The organism is Amaricoccus sp. W119 (assembly GCF_047275745.1).
GTDB lineage: Bacteria > Pseudomonadota > Alphaproteobacteria > Rhodobacterales > Rhodobacteraceae > Amaricoccus.
Genome location: NZ_JBKQWU010000011.1, coordinates 74969 through 89836, shown reverse-complemented (window position 1 = coordinate 89836; position 14868 = coordinate 74969). Strand labels below are relative to the sequence as shown.

At 68.5% G+C, this 14868-nt stretch carries 15 protein-coding genes; 4 read left to right on the top strand and 11 right to left on the bottom strand.

Features of this window, described 5'->3' with window-relative positions; genetic code table 11:
- The first annotated feature begins 37 nt into the window (after positions 1 to 37).
- Positions 38 to 1213, top strand: a complete 1176-nt coding sequence (rnd, locus tag ACLJK8_RS08845) for a ribonuclease D (protein ID WP_413149817.1) — start codon at positions 38 to 40, stop codon at positions 1211 to 1213.
- A 51-nt stretch (positions 1214 to 1264) separates the two neighbouring features.
- Here the strand turns inward: rnd and ACLJK8_RS08840 are convergent, their stop codons facing one another.
- The 8 genes from ACLJK8_RS08840 to ACLJK8_RS08805 all read right to left on the bottom strand — a co-directional run bounded on the left by ACLJK8_RS08840 (position 1265) and on the right by ACLJK8_RS08805 (position 7959).
- Positions 1265 to 1903 carry a DsbA family oxidoreductase gene (locus ACLJK8_RS08840; protein WP_413149816.1) on the bottom strand — a complete coding sequence of 213 codons (639 nt, stop codon included), beginning with the start codon at positions 1901 to 1903 and terminating at the stop codon, positions 1265 to 1267.
- Complete coding sequence (locus tag ACLJK8_RS08835) at positions 1900 to 3438, bottom strand: class I adenylate-forming enzyme family protein (protein ID WP_413149815.1); 1539 nt, start codon at positions 3436 to 3438, stop codon at positions 1900 to 1902. Before ACLJK8_RS08835 ends, ACLJK8_RS08840 begins: the two co-directional genes overlap by 4 nt.
- Positions 3439 to 3486: 48 nt before the next feature.
- Positions 3487 to 4671 (bottom strand): vWA domain-containing protein, encoded by a 1185-nt coding sequence (locus ACLJK8_RS08830; RefSeq protein WP_413149814.1) that lies wholly within the window; start codon positions 4669 to 4671, stop codon positions 3487 to 3489.
- 36 nt (positions 4672 to 4707) lie between these two features.
- The gene (locus tag ACLJK8_RS08825; protein ID WP_413149813.1) at positions 4708 to 4878 is read right to left on the bottom strand and encodes a hypothetical protein; all 171 of its coding nucleotides are present in this window, start codon (positions 4876 to 4878) and stop codon (positions 4708 to 4710) included.
- A gap of 7 nt (positions 4879 to 4885) precedes the next feature.
- Positions 4886 to 6235, bottom strand: coding sequence for a DUF2927 domain-containing protein (locus ACLJK8_RS08820; protein ID WP_413149812.1), 1350 nt, complete (start codon positions 6233 to 6235; stop codon positions 4886 to 4888).
- Entirely contained in the window at positions 6232 to 6678 is a 447-nt protein-coding gene (locus ACLJK8_RS08815; protein WP_413149811.1) for an N-acetyltransferase family protein, read from the bottom strand. Before ACLJK8_RS08815 ends, ACLJK8_RS08820 begins: the two co-directional genes overlap by 4 nt.
- Positions 6679 to 6716: 38 nt before the next feature.
- Positions 6717 to 7022 (bottom strand): hypothetical protein, encoded by a 306-nt coding sequence (locus tag ACLJK8_RS08810; protein ID WP_413149809.1) that lies wholly within the window; start codon positions 7020 to 7022, stop codon positions 6717 to 6719.
- A 79-nt stretch (positions 7023 to 7101) separates the two neighbouring features.
- Entirely contained in the window at positions 7102 to 7959 is an 858-nt protein-coding gene (locus tag ACLJK8_RS08805) for an AAA family ATPase (protein ID WP_413149808.1), read from the bottom strand.
- A gap of 203 nt (positions 7960 to 8162) precedes the next feature.
- Between ACLJK8_RS08805 and dksA the strand changes: the two genes are divergently transcribed.
- Complete coding sequence (gene dksA, locus ACLJK8_RS08800) at positions 8163 to 8585, top strand: RNA polymerase-binding protein DksA (protein WP_413149807.1); 423 nt, start codon at positions 8163 to 8165, stop codon at positions 8583 to 8585.
- Positions 8586 to 8643: 58 nt separating this feature from the next.
- Here dksA and ACLJK8_RS08795 read toward each other — a convergent pair whose 3' ends face one another.
- Both ACLJK8_RS08795 and parE read right to left on the bottom strand, forming a co-directional pair.
- Complete coding sequence (locus ACLJK8_RS08795; protein WP_413149806.1) at positions 8644 to 9072, bottom strand: hypothetical protein; 429 nt, start codon at positions 9070 to 9072, stop codon at positions 8644 to 8646.
- 560 nt (positions 9073 to 9632) lie between these two features.
- Complete coding sequence (gene parE / locus ACLJK8_RS08790; protein ID WP_413149805.1) at positions 9633 to 11627, bottom strand: DNA topoisomerase IV subunit B; 1995 nt, start codon at positions 11625 to 11627, stop codon at positions 9633 to 9635.
- A gap of 110 nt (positions 11628 to 11737) precedes the next feature.
- Here parE and ACLJK8_RS08785 point away from each other — a divergent pair, with 110 nt between their 5' ends.
- Together ACLJK8_RS08785 and ACLJK8_RS08780 are read left to right on the top strand one after the other, a co-directional pair.
- Positions 11738 to 12547 (top strand): heme-dependent oxidative N-demethylase family protein, encoded by an 810-nt coding sequence (locus ACLJK8_RS08785; RefSeq protein ID WP_413149804.1) that lies wholly within the window; start codon positions 11738 to 11740, stop codon positions 12545 to 12547.
- Positions 12544 to 13260 (top strand): NAD-dependent deacylase, encoded by a 717-nt coding sequence (locus ACLJK8_RS08780; protein WP_413149803.1) that lies wholly within the window; start codon positions 12544 to 12546, stop codon positions 13258 to 13260. Before ACLJK8_RS08785 ends, ACLJK8_RS08780 begins: the two co-directional genes overlap by 4 nt.
- A 133-nt stretch (positions 13261 to 13393) precedes the next feature.
- Here the strand turns inward: ACLJK8_RS08780 and glnA are convergent, their stop codons facing one another.
- Entirely contained in the window at positions 13394 to 14803 is a 1410-nt protein-coding gene (gene glnA / locus ACLJK8_RS08775) for a type I glutamate--ammonia ligase (protein WP_413149802.1), read from the bottom strand.
- Positions 14804 to 14868: the final 65 nt, after the last annotated feature.

Here is a 14868-nt window from a genome sequence, read left to right as displayed (position 1 = left end):
CATCTAGTTCCGGCCAGGCCCGCCGGGGGAGTGTCTCGTGAAGCCGATTACCGAGACCGACGATCTCGCAAGGTTCTGCGCGGAATGCGCGGACGCACCCTATGTGACTGTCGATACCGAATTCCTGCGCGAACGCACCTATTACGCGCAGCTCTGCCTCGTGCAGCTTGCCCGGCCGGGGAAGGGCGATTCGGAATCGGGTGACGGGGCCGCCGTCCTGATCGACGCGCTCTCCGAGCGCCTGTCGCTGGAACCGCTCTACGAGCTCTTCCGGAACCCGAATGTGATGAAGGTCTTTCACGCCGCGCGGCAGGATCTCGAGATCTTCCAGCTCGGCGCGGGCGTGTTGCCGAGGCCCTTCTTCGATACCCAGGTCGCGGCGATGGTCTGCGGCTATGGCGATCAGGTGAGCTACGAGACGCTGGTCCGGCAGATCGCCCGGGCCTCGATCGACAAGAGCTCGCGCTTCACCGATTGGAGCCGCCGCCCGCTCAGCGAGGCGCAGATGTCCTACGCGCTCGCCGATGTGACGCATCTGCGCCGGATCTACGAGGTGCTGTCGCGGCGGCTGAGCGAGACCGGCCGGGAAAGCTGGGTGTCGGAGGAACTGGCGGTGCTGACCGATCCCGCGACCTACGCCGTCGATCCGGAGCAGGCCTGGACGCGGCTCCGCACCCGGTCCACCCAGCCGCGCTTTCTCGCCGCGCTGCGCGAGCTCGCGCGGTTCCGCGAGGAGATGGCGCAGCGCAAGAACGTGCCGCGCGCCCGCATCCTGAAGGACGACGCGTTGCTGGAACTCGCGGCGAACCGGCCGAGGACGCCCGATGATCTGGCCAAGTCGCGGCTCTTGCTGCGCGAGGCGCGGCGCGGGGATGTCGCGGAGGGAATTCTCGCGGCGATCGCCCGCGCCGAGAAGCTGCCCGCCTCCGAGATCCCGAAGCCGCGCGAGGACCCGCCGCGCAAGCCCGGGTCGGAAGCGGTGGCCGATCTGCTGCGCGTGCTCCTGAAGGCGCGCGCCGATTCCTCGGGCGTGGCGCAGCGCCTGATCGCCTCGGGCGCCGATCTCGACGCGCTCGCCGCCGAGCAGACGGATGTTCCCGCGCTGAACGGCTGGCGCTACGAGGTCTTCGGCCGCGATGCCGCCGCCTTGCGGGAGGGCAGGATCGCGCTGGCCGCGAACGGGGGCTCGGTGCGGGTGGTTCCACTCGATTGAGCGGCGGCGGACGGGGGGACGCGCCGCGACGAGGGCGCACGGAAGCCCGTCCTACGAGCCGCTCGCGGCGTCGAGTTCGTCCATGACGCGGGTCCAGACCTCCGGGGCCTGCGCGCCATTGACGGCGTAGCGGCCGCCGAGGATGAAGGTCGGCACGCCCGCGACGCCCATCCGCGCCGCCTCGGCGATCTCCGCCTCGACCTCGGCCCGATCCGAGTCGCCCGCGAGCAGGCGCGCGACCGGCGCGGGATCGAGCCCGGCGGCGCGGGCGGCATCGGCCAGCACCCCGGCGTCGGAAATGTCCTCGCCCTCCTCGAAATAGCGCCGGAAGAGCTCGTCCGCGACGAGGGTCTGGCGATCCTCCGCCGCCGCCCAGCGGGTCAGCCGGTGCGCGTCGAGCGTGTTCGGCGCCCGCGTGATCCGGTCGAAACGGAAGGCGATGCCGATCGCCGCGCCCATCTCGGTCAGCCGCGCATGCGCCGCGGCGACCTTCTCCGGCCCGCCGAGCCTCGCCTCGATGTAAGGGCCACGCTCGTAGCCCTCCGGCGGGATCGTCGGGTCGAGCTGATAGGCGCGCCACTGGATCGCGAAAGGATGGGCCGCGCGCCCCGCTATCGCGGTCTCGAGGTTGGTCTTGCCGACATGGCACCACGGACAGACGAAATCGGAGATGATGTCGAGACGCGTCATGCCGGCTCCTCCCTCAGCGCGCGGCGGATGATCTTGCCGTTCGCGCTCCGGGGCAGGGTTTCGAGCGCGGTGAAGATCCTCGGGCATTTGTAGCGCGCAAGCCGCGCGGCGCAATGCCGGGCGAGCTCGTCCCCGGATGGCGCGGCGCCTTCGGGGACGTAGAAGGCGGCGATGACCGAGACGCCCGCGCGTATCTCGCGCTCGACCACCGCCGTCTCGGCGACACCGGGATGGGCGAGAAGCGCTGCCTCGACCTCGGCGGGCGAGACGCGGAAGCCGCCGGCGTTCAGGAGGTCGTCCGCGCGGCCGTGATAGGTGATCGTGTCGTCCTCCGCCATCTCGGCGCGATCCCCGGTCAGGAACCACTCGCCGCGGAAGGCCGCGGCCGTATCGTCGGGGCGGCGCCAGTAGCCCAGCATCAGACCCGGGTCGCGGCGCGAGACCGCGAGCCGGCCCGGTTCGCCGCGCGGCACCGGCGCCTCGCCGCCATCGTCGGGCAGGATCGCGACGCGGCGTCCGCGCTGCGGTCGGCCGGCACGGCCGGGGACCGGCGGCGAGCCGGGGGAGAAGGAGAGGTAGGTCGAGACCTCGGACATGCCGAGCGCCTCGTAGACCTCGCACCCCGCGCGCGCCCGGAATTCCGCCGCGACCGCCTCGGGCATCGCCTCGCCGGCGGAGAGCCCGTGGCGGAGATGCGCGAACCCGGCGGCCAGATCGGCGTCGGTTCCCAGCATCTGCCGATAGACCCCCGGCGTCGCCGCGAAGATCGTCGCCCGGTGCGCGGCGGCGAGCGCCGGCCAGACCGCCCGGTCCGGCGGCCCGGCATGGATGAGCGCGGTCGCGCCGATCGCCCAGGGGTCGGTCAGCCCGGCGCCGAGCGTATAGGTCCAGTTGAAGGCGCCCGCGTGCAGCACCCGGTCCTCCGGCGTGAGCCCGTACCAGTCCTGCCACATCATCCGCCGCGCCCAGGCGGCGCGCTGGGCATGGACGACGCCCTTGGGCCGCCCGCCGGTGCCCGAGGTATAGACCATATAGGCCGGATCGTCGGACCCTGTGTCCGCGAAACCCGGCGCGGGGGCATGGTCGCGGAGCGCGGCGATCGCGTTGGCGTCGAGCCGGTTCGGCGCCTCCGGGCAGGCGACGCCCACGCCCGCGAGGATCAGGGCGGGGTCGAGATCGGCGATGATCCCGGCGACCTCGGCCTCGGTCAGCTGCGTCGAGGTCGGGACCGGCACGGCGCCGAGCGCGTTGGCGGCGAAGAACAGGATCGGGAAATCGGAACTGTTGCCGATGCGAAGCAGCACCCGGTCGCCCTTGCCGATCCCGCGCGCCGCGAGCCCGCCCGCGGTGGCGAGCACCACGCGGCGGAGATCGGCGTGGCTCCAGCGTTCCGCGACCTCGCCCGGCGCGTTCAGCACTTCGAGCGCGACCTTGTCGGGGTCCGGGTGGTCGTGATCCAGCGTATGCGCCGCCATGTTGAACCGCGCGGGACAGGGCGGCGGCGGGCCCTGATCGAAAAGGGAGGGTCGGGTCATGGCTCCCTTTCCGTGCGGGACCGCGCCGGATCGCAGGCTCCGCCCATGCTATCGCGCCAGTTCGCGAATGCCGGCTTCGAGCCCGGCGAGGGTCAGGGGGAACATTCTCCCCTCCATGATCTGGCCGATCATGCCGATCGAGAGGTCATAGTCCCAGCGCTCCTCGCGCACCGGATTGATCCAGATCGCATGTTGCCAGGCCGCGAGCGCCCGGCCGAGCCAGACCGAGCCCGGCTCCTCGTTCCAGTGCTCGTTGGCGCCGCCCGGATGGGTGATCTCGTAGGGCGACATCGTCGCGTCGCCGACGAAGACCAGCCGGTAATCCGGGCCATAGGTATGCAGCACCTCCGCCGTCGGGATGGTCTCGGTCCAGCGGCGGCGGTTCTCGCGCCAGACATGCTCGTAGAGGCAGTTGTGGAAATAGTAGTGTTCGAGGTGCTTGAACTCGCTCCGCGCCGCCGAGAAAAGCTCCTCGACCACCTGGACATGGCGGTCCATCGAGCCGCCGACATCGAGAAACAGCAGCACCTTCACGGCGTTGTGCCGTTCCGGCCGGGTGATCACGTCGAGCCAGCCGCGCTCGGCCGTGGCGCGGATCGTGCCGGGCAGGTCGAGCTCCTCGGCCGCGCCCTCGCGCGCCCAGCGGCGCAGGCGGCGGAGCGCGATCTTGATCGCCCGCGTGCCAAGCTCGGCCGTATCGTCGAAATCGCGCAAGTCGCGGCGGTCCCAGACCTTCACCGCGCGCTGGTGCCGGCTCTCGTCCTGACCGATACGGACGCCCTCGGGATTGTAGCCATAGGCGCCGAAGGGCGAGGTGCCGGCGGTGCCGATCCACTTGTTGCCACCCTGATGACGGCCCTTCTGCTCCGCGAGCCGGTCGCGGAGCGCCTTCATCAGCGCCTCGAAGCCACCCAGGGATTCGATCTCGGCGCGTTCCTCGGGCGAGAGGTGCTTCTCGGCGAGCTTGCGTAGCCAGTCCTCGGGCAGCCCGACCGCCTCCAGCACCGCCTCCGGGCCCTGCGCGAGCAGTCCGCCGAACACGGCGGCGAAGACGCGGTCGAACCGGTCGGTGTGTCTCTCGTCCTTCACGAGCGCGGCGCGGGCGAGAAAGTAGAACCCGTCGGCGTCGTAGAGCACGACCTCGGCCTTGAGCGCGCCGAGGAAGGTCAGGTATTCGCGGAGCGACACCGGCACGCCGGCGGATCGCAGATCGGCGAAGAACCGGGTGAACATCGCTGCCTCAGCGGGCCCGGGGCGGGCGCCCCGGCATCAGAACAGTCCCACCCGGACCGCGACGATCCAGGCCACGAAGGTGACGAGCGTGAGCGGGATCGCATGCGCCGCGCCATACTGCAGCTTGTCGAGGCGGTCGCCGCCGCGTCGCGCGGCGCGCTGCCATCCAAGGGCGAATCCGGCGATGAAGACGAGGGTCAGCAGCATTCGGCGCTCAATTCCGGGGGGCTGGCATGCTGGCCGCGAGCGCGATCTGCTCCCGCGCCAGCGCGCCGTCGATATCACCGAAGCCATACCGCGCCCAGCGCAGGCTGTCGAGCCGTGCCTCCGCCGCCTCGCTCTCGGCGCCGGTCGCGGCGAGCGCGTCGGCCTTGAGCGTCAGGAAGCTCGCGACGAGGATCGCGTTCTGAAAGGCGATCGCATCGGGAATGTGACGGTCGGCGAGGCGGATCGCCGCGTCATGGTCACCGGCGCCGAGCGCGAGCGCCGCGAGGTGAACGCCCGCCTGGGCGGTGCGAATGTCGCGCGTGCCGAACTCGTCGCGAAACTCGGCATAGGCATCCGCGAACTGTTGCGCGGCGAAGACGGGATCGCGGCTGAGCGCGGCGCGGCCGAGCGCGAGCCGGGCCACGCCGAGGCGCTGGTCGGGCGGGCGCATCTCGGCCGCGACGCCGGTCGCGAGCAGGCCGGCGTCGATCCGGTCGGCGCGGTCGACGCGCGCGTCCTGCGCCGCCTCGATCGCCCCGGCCCAGACGCGCGACTCCGGCGCCCGCGGTCGCCGGGGCAGGGACCGCCCCATCGGATTGGTCCGCGCCAGCACGCGGGGGAGGACGGCGGCGACCTCGTCGCGCGTCATGCCGCTCCGGAACTCGGGCTGATAGAGCGTCCGCAGGATCGTCATGTCGAACCGAGTCGCCATGCCGTGGAAATTGTCGTCGTTCCAGATCGAATCGGGCAGGCGGTAGAGGTCGTTCGCCGGGCCGAGCGCCTGGGTGATCTCCTCGGCGAGGCAGTCGCGCGTATCCTGGGGCGTCGCATCGGGGGGCAGGAAGATCGCCGCCTCGCCGAGCGCCCGCTGCGCCGCCCATCGCGGATGCGTCTCTGCTGCGCGCGCCCGGAAACCGCGCCAGTTCCGCTCGCCGGGGGCGATGAAACAGGCGGCTGTCGGGAAGACCGAGGCGATCTCGCGCGAGGGCACCGCCTCGATGAAGATGCGCGCCTTCGCCGGGTCCCGGACGCGGGCGATGTCGATCCCGGCCTCGGTCCGGATGCGGCTCAGCAGCTGCGCGAGGTCGGGTTCGTAATAGGCGAGTTCGGGGCTGTCCATATAGACGCGGACCGGCTCCTCGTAACGGAGCAGCACGGGCAGCTCCTCGCCGTTCTCGAGCGCGAAGGTCAGGTCGAGGAAATCCTCGGCGAGATCGCGGTTCGACTGCCGGACGCCTTCCGGCAGCGTGGCCGGCGCGAAGCGGATGCCGGTCAGCGTCGCCGGCGGATCGGCGGGAAGCGTCGCGCAGCCCGCGAGCAGCGCGAGCGCGAGGCAGGTGCCGGCGCGTGCTGTCACGAGGCCGGACGCCGGTATTTGACGAAAGGCGTCAGCGTTCCCATGCTGTCGTAGAGCTGGCGCGCGGCCGCGTTGTCGGCCTGGGTCAGCCAGTAGACATCGGGCCGCCCGGCGGCGTCGGCGGCGTTGAAGACCGCCTGGAGCAGCGCGCGGCCGACTCCCGCGCCCCGGACATCGCTCGCGACATAGAGATCCTGCAGGTAGCAGACCTCGGTGGTCTGCCAGCCGTGGAAATGGAAGATCAGGTTGGCGATGCCGATCGCACGGCCGTTCTGCCGCGCGATCAGGCCAGTGTACTCCGTCACCTCCGGATCGATGATCCGGGCGAAGCTCCGCGCATAGACCTCCTCCGCCCGCTCGGTGCCGTAGAACGCGAGATACTCGCGCCAGAGGCGCCGCCAGTCCGACTCGTCGGAAGCAACGGTGGGAGAGATCTGCAACATCGGGTACCGCCGGATCTGCCCGGTGGACCGGGCGGGTTTCAGCCGCGAAGCTTGCGCGCGTTGGAACGAGTCTTGGCGCCATAGGGCTTTAGCGCGGCGGAAGCAATCTTCATGACGTCGCCGCCCTTCGCCGCCGTGATCGCCGCGCGCTCGCTGGCGATGGCAAAGGCGGTGGCCTTCTCCATCACCATCCCGATCGCCTCGGGCGGGGTCATGGTCCCCGATGCCATGCGTAGCGAGCGGCGGGTGATGACCTCCGCGGCGTGCATCGACATCTCGTAATAGGCCCGGGCGAACTTCATCCACGAAGTCGCGTAGGCGGTGTAGGCGTTGAAGGAAAGCATCCTGGCTCCTCGGTATTATATTGCACCGCAACATAGCATGGGCGCGACGTTCTGTCACGGGGCAAACGATGTAGCGCGATCAGCGGTGACGGCCATCCCGTCCCGCGCCGCGCGCGATGAATGCGAGCCGCTCGAACAGATGCACATCCTGTTCGTTCTTCAGCAACGCGCCGTGAAGTCGCGGCAGAGCCTCGGTGGGATCGCGGCGCAGATCCTCGGCCTCCAGATCGTCAGCCAAAAGAAGTTTAAGCCAGTCAAGGACTTCGGACGTGGACGGCTTCTTGCGCAGGCCGGGCGTCTCGCGGATCTCGAAGAACTGCGTGAGCGCCGCCCGGATCAGGCCGGGCTTGATGCCGGGGAAATGCACCGAAACGATTCGTGCGAGCGTCTCCTGGTCCGGGAAGCGGATATAGTGGAAGAAGCAGCGGCGCAGGAAGGCGTCGGGCAGTTCCTTCTCGTTGTTGGAGGTGATGACCACGATCGGTCTTGTGCGGGCGCGAACGGTTTCGCCGGTCTCGTAGACGAAGAACTCCATCCGGTCGAGCTCCTGCAGGAGGTCGTTCGGAAATTCGATGTCCGCCTTGTCGATCTCGTCGATCAGAAGGACGAGCTTCGCGTCCGAGGTGAAGGCCCGCCAGAGCGGCCCGCGCCGGATGTAGTTCGAGACATCGCCGACCCTAGGGTCACCGAGCTGGCTGTCGCGCAGCCGGCTGACCGCGTCGTATTCGTAGAGCCCCTGCGCCGCCCTTGTCGTCGACTTGACGTTCCATTCGATGAGTTCTAGCCCGAGGCTCGCCGCGATCTGGCGTGCGAGTTCGGTCTTGCCGGTCCCGGGCTCGCCCTTGACGAGCAGGGGCCGCTCCAGCGTGATCGCGGCGTTGACGGCGACCGTCATGTCCGCCGTTGCCACATAAGCGTCAGTGCCATTGAATTTCATGGATATTCTGGTCCGTTGCCTGTTTCCTGCGCAGCTTGCGCCGCGACCCTCGGTGGTGAGCATGATTCCGTACGTAGCGCGTGACAAGCCATCCGAATCCCTATATCGGGATGCAGCGAAAGCTTTGAGGGGCCATGGGAAAACCGGCCGGTATTCAGACGGGCGGGTCACACGGCCGAGGCGGCATCAAAGGTGTGGATCGTATGAAGCCTGAAACGAAGTTCGATGTCGAGTACCGGCCGACCGATGACGAGCCCTTTATGAATCCGCGCCAGCTGGACTATTTCCGGCGGAAACTGCTCGCCTGGAAGGCATCGATTCTGGCGGAGAGCCGCGGAACGATTGAAACGATGCAGGAGGGGACGCGGAACATCCCCGATATCGCCGACCGGGCCTCCGAGGAGACCGATCGCGCGCTCGAACTTCGGACGCGGGACCGGCAGCGCAAGGTGGTCTCGAAGATCGACTCGGCGCTGCGCCGGATCGAGGATGGCAGCTACGGCTACTGCGAGGAGACCGGCGATCCGATCTCGCTCCGCCGGCTCGAAGCCCGCCCGATCGCCACGCTGAGCCTCGAGGCGCAGGAGCGGCACGAGCGCAAGGAGCGGGTACACCGCGACGACTGACGCGCAGCCCGGGGCCCGGTCCCGCCGAAGCTCGCCGCGTCGGGGTCGGCTCACCGCATCAGCTCATCGGCGGCACACCGCAACTGACCGGCGTGTCGGTGACATCGGTCATCAGCTGCGTCATCGGCGTATCCTCGCCGTTCTCGGTCTCGATGATCAGGATCTCCGAGCCGAGCCGGGCATGGCGGAAACAGGCCGGCGGCTGATCCTCCCAGTAGAAGCAGTAATGCGGCGCCTCGTAATTCCAGGTGCCCTGCAGGCAGCGCCCGTCGCTGGCCTGCAAGGTCACGCGGTTCGAGCGCGGGTAGTAGTGTTCGAGCGCGAAGAAGACGCCGTTGATCCTGTAGGTCAGCGTATTGCCATCGGCCATCGCCACCCATTCCTCGAGAGGAATGTCCCTCGCCGCGTCGCTCTCGCCCGGCAGATCCTGCGCGATGACCGCGACGGGGGCCAGGAGAGCAAGGAGCAGGGCGGGCGTCGAACGCATGGCAGGTCCAGTCGGATGTCGCGGGTGCGAGGGTCGCCGGCGAAGATAGCTCGGCGGGAGACGGCCGGCCAGCCACCCATGCCGCGACACCGGTCACGTCCGTGCGTCCGCGGGAGTTCGCCGACTGCCAAGCACATCGCAAAGGCGGATCCCGACGAGTGCGCCGCGCAACGCAAGGGATGCTTCACCGGGGTTCGCGCACAAGCCGCCGTGACCAGGTGTGCGCGCAACAAGGCCGCGGGCGGGAACGGAGTCCGAGAGCCTGCGCGCTGTGCCTGTCCGGCAGCGCCTGTCGCCGCCGGACAGGCGCTTCATTCCCGCCGCGGCTTAGCCCAGACCGACGAAGGACAGGATGGCAAGGACGATGACGACGAGGCCGACGATGTAGATGATCGAATGCATGGGCTTCCCTCCCAGGGTGGCTTCGGCCGACGCGGCGGGAGCGGATGCCCCATGCCGGCGGATGTGCGCGATTAACGGCGACGCAGGCACTCGGGTTCCAAAAAAGCGGAACCGGGCGGGGAGTTACCGGAGACAGGGGTGAGGCGGGGTGGGCGCCCTCAGACGTCGAGTTCGTCCAGATCGACGAACTTCGCGTTCTCCTGAATGAACTGGAAGCGCAGTTCCGGCTTCTTGCCCATCAGCCGTTCGACCAGGCCCGCCGTGTCGTCGTCCTCGTCGCCGTCGAGCGTCACGCGGATCAGCGTGCGCTTCTTCGGGTCCATCGTGGTCTCCTTGAGCTGCGCGGGCATCATCTCGCCGAGACCCTTGAAGCGGCTCACCTCGACCTTGCCCCGGCCGCCGAGCCCCTTGGTCATGAGCGCGTCCTTCTCCGCGTCGGTCGAGACATAGACGGACCTCGCGCCTTGCGTCAGCCGGTAGAGCGGCGGCGCGGCGAGATAGAGGTGACCGTGGTCGATGAGCGGGCGCATCTGCGTGAAGAAGAAGGTCATCAGGAGCGAGGCGATATGCGCGCCGTCCACATCGGCGTCGGTCATGATGATGATCTTCTCGTAGCGCAGGTCGTCGAGGCGGAACCGCCCGCCCGTCTGCACGCCCATCGCCTGGCAGAGGTCCGAAAGCTCCTGGTTCTGCGTGAGCTTCGAGGAGGCCGCGCCGAGCACGTTCAGGATCTTGCCCCGGAGCGGCAGGATCGCCTGGGTCTTGCGGTCGCGCGCCTGTTTCGCCGAACCGCCCGCCGAGTCGCCCTCGACGAGGAAAAGCTCGGAGCCCTCGCGTGTCGCGCCCGAGCAGTCGGCGAGCTTGCCGGGCAGGCGGAGCTTCTTGACGGCGGTCTTGCGGCTCGTCTCCTTCTCCGCGCGCCGCCGCGCTCGCTCCTCGGCCTTCAGCACCAGGAAGTCGAGGATCGCGCCGGCGGTCCGCGTGTCGGCCGCGAGCCAGTTGTCGAACCGGTCGCGCACCGCGCCCTCGACGAGCCGCGCGGCCTCCTGCGTCGAGAGCCGGTCCTTCGTCTGGCCGACGAATTCCGGGTCGCGGATGAAGACCGAGATCATCGCCGAGCCGCCGGCCATCACGTCGTCACGGGTGATCTGGGCCGCCTTGCGGTTGTTGGATAGCTCGCCATAGGCGCGGATGCCCTTCAGGAGCGCGGCCCAGAAACCCTGTTCATGGGTGCCGCCCTCGGGCGTGTTCACCGTGTTGCAGTAGGAGGAGACGAAGGGATCGCGCTGCGGCGTCCAGTTGATCGCCCATTCGACCGAGCCAACCGTGCCGGCGCCAAAACGCTCGGCGAAATCGACTTTGCCCGCGAAGGGCCGCTCGGCATAGGTGTCCGCCCCTTCGAGCCGCTCGCCGAGATAGTCGGCGAGGCCGCCTGGAAAGTGGAAGGTCGCGCTCTCCGGCGTATCGTCCCCGGAGGGGATCGCCGAACGGTCGCACTTCCAGCGGATCTCGACGCCGGAATAGAGATAGGCCTTCGATCGGACCATGCGCAGGAGCCGCGCAGGCTTGAACTTCGCCGAACTGCCGAAGATCTCGGCGTCGGGATGGAAGGTGACAGTGGTGCCGCGGCGGTTCAGGGTCTGGCCGACGTTCTTCACCGGTCCGAGCGGCAGGCCGCGCGAGAAGCTCTGCGAGTAGAGCTGGCGGTTGCGCGCGACTTCGACCGTCACCCGGTCGGAGAGCGCGTTCACGACCGAGATGCCGACACCGTGCAGCCCGCCCGAGGTCTGATAGGCCTTGCCCGAGAACTTGCCGCCGGCGTGCAGCGTGCAGAGGATCACTTCCAGTGCCGACTTGTCGGGAAACCGCGGGTGCGGGTCGACCGGGATGCCGCGGCCGTTGTCGCGGATCGTCACCGAATGATCCGCTGACAACTCGACCTCGATGCGGTTCGCATGGCCCGCGACCGCCTCGTCCATCGAATTGTCGAGCACTTCCGCGACCAGATGGTGCAGCGCACGCTCGTCCGTGCCGCCGATGTACATGCCCGGGCGTTTGCGCACCGGCTCGAGCCCTTCGAGAACCTCGATCGCCGAGGCGTCGTAGCCGCCTTGCGAGGGATCGTCGTCGAAGAGATCGGAAGCATGGACCATGGTTGGCTCTTTATCTTTTGTCCGGTTTCGCCAAGGATAGGGAGGCGGATGCTTGCCCGTTCCATATCTGGTTTGGCGCCGGCGGGCAAAGGGTCTTTGGGAACGATGCCATGAGCGGGATCTTGCAAGAACGCCTGCCGGTCGCCCCCTGGATGACGGATCACAGCTGGCGATTGCCGGGAACCGGGCCCATCGCACCCGCGGAATGGCTGGTCCGCGACGAGGCCTTCGCCGGCCAGATGGCACTCCGCGACCGGCTGATCGCGGGGCGTCCGGAGGCGGTCCATGCGCTCGACGAACGGGCGCGGCCGGCGGCGGAGGAACTGCTCGCGGTCGTGCTGTCGCATCTCGAAGGGGTTCCGGGTTTCGCGCGCGAGGGCGCGGTGATGCGCCGGCCCGACGGCGTCGCGGTGCCGCTCGGGGGCGAGCCGCTGATCGCGGCGGGGCGGCTCGCGCAGGAGGATTTCTGCCTGCATCTGAAGCTCGGGGGCGAGGCGGAGCATCGGCTGCTCGGCGCGATCCTGTGCTTTCCCTCGAACTGGACCCTGGCGCAGAAGTTCGGCCATACGCTGAGCCGGATTCACGTGCCGGTGCCCCAGTACGACGACGGCGTTGCGAAACGCGTGCAGCGGCTCTTCGACGGCATCCGGCCGGAGAGGCCGATGGCGCGGGCGAACCTGCTCGTCTATGGCGAGGACCGGCTGCACAACCCCCGGAGTGAGTTCGACCGCCACCGGCCCGAGGGACCGGCGCGGTTCGTCCGGGTGGAGCGCCAGACCTTCCTGCGGCTGCCCGCGACGCGGGCGGTGGTCTTCGGCATCCATACCTACATGGTCCGGCCGGAAGCCCTGACCGGGGATCAGCGCGCTGGCCTGGAGGCGGTCCGGCCGGGCGTGCTGCCCTTGGGCGACGCCGCGTGAGGATCTTCGTCCTGACCGGGGCGGGCATCTCGGCGGATAGCGGCCTCGGCACCTTTCGCGACGCGGGCGGCATCTGGGACAAGTTCGATCCGATGAAGCTCGCGACGCCGGCGGCTTTCGCAGCCGATCCGGAGCGGGTGCACGAATTCTACAACCTGCGCCGGCGCGACATGCTGGCGGCGCGGCCGAACGCCGCGCATGTCGCGCTCGGCCGGCTCGGAGAGGGCCTCAAGGTGGATGGCGGCGCGCTGTTCCTCTGTACCCAGAACATCGACGACCTGCACGAACGCGCGGGCTCGCGCGCGGTGCATCACATGCACGGTCGCCTGTCGCGCGCGCTCTGTTCCTCCTGCCGGGCAACGCGCGAATGGCGCGCGGATCTCGGCGTCACCGACCGCTGCGCCGCCTGCGGCCGGGTCGGCACGCTCCGCCCCGACGTGGTCTGGTTCGGCGAGATGCCCTATGGGATGCCGGAGATCGAGGAGGCTCTTGCCCGCTCCGATCTTTTCGTCGCGATCGGAACGTCTGGCGCGGTCTATCCGGCGGCGGAATTCGTCGAGATCGCCCGCATGATGGGCATCCTCACGCTCGAGTTCAATCTCGGCAAGTCGGCGAACGCTCATCTCTTCGACGAATCGGTCTATGGGCCCGCGATCGAGAGCGTGCCCCGGTTCGTCGCGCGCCTGCTCGGGACCGGAGGCGAGGGATTGTGAGGCGAAGCCGGGCCGGAGAGTAAGGTCGCCCTCATCGCTGGGCAGCCTGACCAGAGGGTCACGGGGAGCTTCGCGGATAGCAGAAAGGCGGCGCCGAAGCGCCGCCTTCGCGAAATCGGAGGACCCGCCCGGATCAGCCGGAATAGTACATCTGGTATTCGATCGGGTGCGGCGTGTGTTCGAAGGCGAAGACCTCCTTCCACTTCAGCGCCATGTAGCCTTCGAGCTGATGCTCGGTGAAGACATTGCCCGCGAGGAGGTAGTCCTTGTCCTCCGCGAGGCACTCCAGCGCCTCACGCAGCGAGCCGCAGACGGTCGGGATCTCCGACAGCTCCTCGGGGGGCAGGTCGTAGAGATCCTTGTCCGAGGCGTCGCCCGGATCGATCTTGTTCTTGATGCCGTCGAGACCGGCCATCAGGAGCGCCGAGAAGGCGAGATACGGGTTTGCGAGCGGATCGGGGAACCGGGCCTCGACGCGCTTCGCTTTCGGGCTCTCGGCCCAGGGGATGCGGACGCAGCCCGAGCGGTTGCGCGCGGAATAGGCGCGCAACACCGGCGCCTCGAAACCCGGGATCAGCCGCTTGTAGCTGTTGGTGGTCGGGTTGGTGAAGGCGTTGAGCGACTTCGCGTGATGCAGGAGCCCGCCGATGTACCAGAGCGCCTCCTGGGAGAGGTCCGCGTATTTGTCGCCCGCGAAGAGCGGCTTGCCGTCCTTCCAGACCGACATGTTGACGTGCATGCCCGAGCCGTTGTCCCCGTAATAGGGCTTCGGCATGAAGGTCGCGGATTTGCCATAGGCGGCGGCGACCTGCTGGATGACGTATTTGTACTTCTGGATCTCGTCGGCCTGCTTCGTCAGCGTGCCGAAGATGAGGCCGAGCTCGTGCTGCGCCGAGGCCACCTCGTGGTGGTGCTTGTCGACCTTCATGCCCATCCGCTTCATCGTCGAGAGCATCTCGGCGCGGATGTCCTGGGCGCTGTCGACCGGGGGCACGGGGAAGTAGCCGCCCTTGACGCCGGGCCGATGGCCCATGTTGCCCATCTCATAGGCGGTGTCGGTGTTCCAGGAGGCGTCGATCGCGTCGATCTGGAAGCTGACCTTGTTGATCGTGTTCGAGAAGCGCACGTCGTCGAACAGGAAGAATTCCGCCTCGGGGCCGAAATAGGCCGCGTCGCCGAGGCCGGAGGACTTGAGGTAAGCCTCGGCCTTCTCGGCCGTGCCGCGCGGGTCGCGCTCATAGGGCTCGCCGGTATCGGGCTCGACGACCGAGCAGTGCAGGCAGAGCGTCTTCTCGGCGAAGAACGGATCGACGTAGGCGCTCTCCACATCGGGCATGAGCTTCATGTCCGATTCCTCGATGCCCTTCCAGCCGGCGATCGAGGAGCCGTCGAACATGAATCCCTCATCGAGGAAATCCTCGTCGACGAGATCGGCGAGCACGGTCACATGCTGGAGCTTGCCCTTCGGGTCGGTGAAGCGGATGTCGACATAGGAGATCTCGTCGTCCTTGAGGGACTTCAGAATGGACTCTTTATCGCTCATGTCTGTTCCTTAGCTTAGTTCTGTCTCACTATGCATTCGCGGCCTCGGCCGGGCCGCTTGGACCC

Excerpts from the sequence above, each read along its gene's own strand:
- ACLJK8_RS08810 (WP_413149809.1), bottom strand. The coding sequence starts at position 7,022 with ATGCTTTCCTTCAACGCCTACACCGCCTACGCGACTTCGTGGATGAAG.
- ACLJK8_RS08815 (WP_413149811.1), bottom strand. The coding sequence starts at position 6,678 with ATGTTGCAGATCTCTCCCACCGTTGCTTCCGACGAGTCGGACTGGCGG.
- parE (WP_413149805.1), bottom strand. The coding sequence starts at position 11,627 with ATGGTCCATGCTTCCGATCTCTTCGACGACGATCCCTCGCAAGGCGGC.
- dksA (WP_413149807.1), top strand. The coding sequence starts at position 8,163 with ATGAAGCCTGAAACGAAGTTCGATGTCGAGTACCGGCCGACCGATGAC.
- ACLJK8_RS08805 (WP_413149808.1), bottom strand. The coding sequence starts at position 7,959 with ATGAAATTCAATGGCACTGACGCTTATGTGGCAACGGCGGACATGACG.
- ACLJK8_RS08835 (WP_413149815.1), bottom strand. The coding sequence starts at position 3,438 with ATGACCCGACCCTCCCTTTTCGATCAGGGCCCGCCGCCGCCCTGTCCC.
- ACLJK8_RS08795 (WP_413149806.1), bottom strand. The coding sequence starts at position 9,072 with ATGCGTTCGACGCCCGCCCTGCTCCTTGCTCTCCTGGCCCCCGTCGCG.
- ACLJK8_RS08785 (WP_413149804.1), top strand. The coding sequence starts at position 11,738 with ATGAGCGGGATCTTGCAAGAACGCCTGCCGGTCGCCCCCTGGATGACG.
- ACLJK8_RS08825 (WP_413149813.1), bottom strand. The coding sequence starts at position 4,878 with ATGCTGCTGACCCTCGTCTTCATCGCCGGATTCGCCCTTGGATGGCAG.
- ACLJK8_RS08840 (WP_413149816.1), bottom strand. The coding sequence starts at position 1,903 with ATGACGCGTCTCGACATCATCTCCGATTTCGTCTGTCCGTGGTGCCAT.
- glnA (WP_413149802.1), bottom strand. The coding sequence starts at position 14,803 with ATGAGCGATAAAGAGTCCATTCTGAAGTCCCTCAAGGACGACGAGATC.
- ACLJK8_RS08830 (WP_413149814.1), bottom strand. The coding sequence starts at position 4,671 with ATGTTCACCCGGTTCTTCGCCGATCTGCGATCCGCCGGCGTGCCGGTG.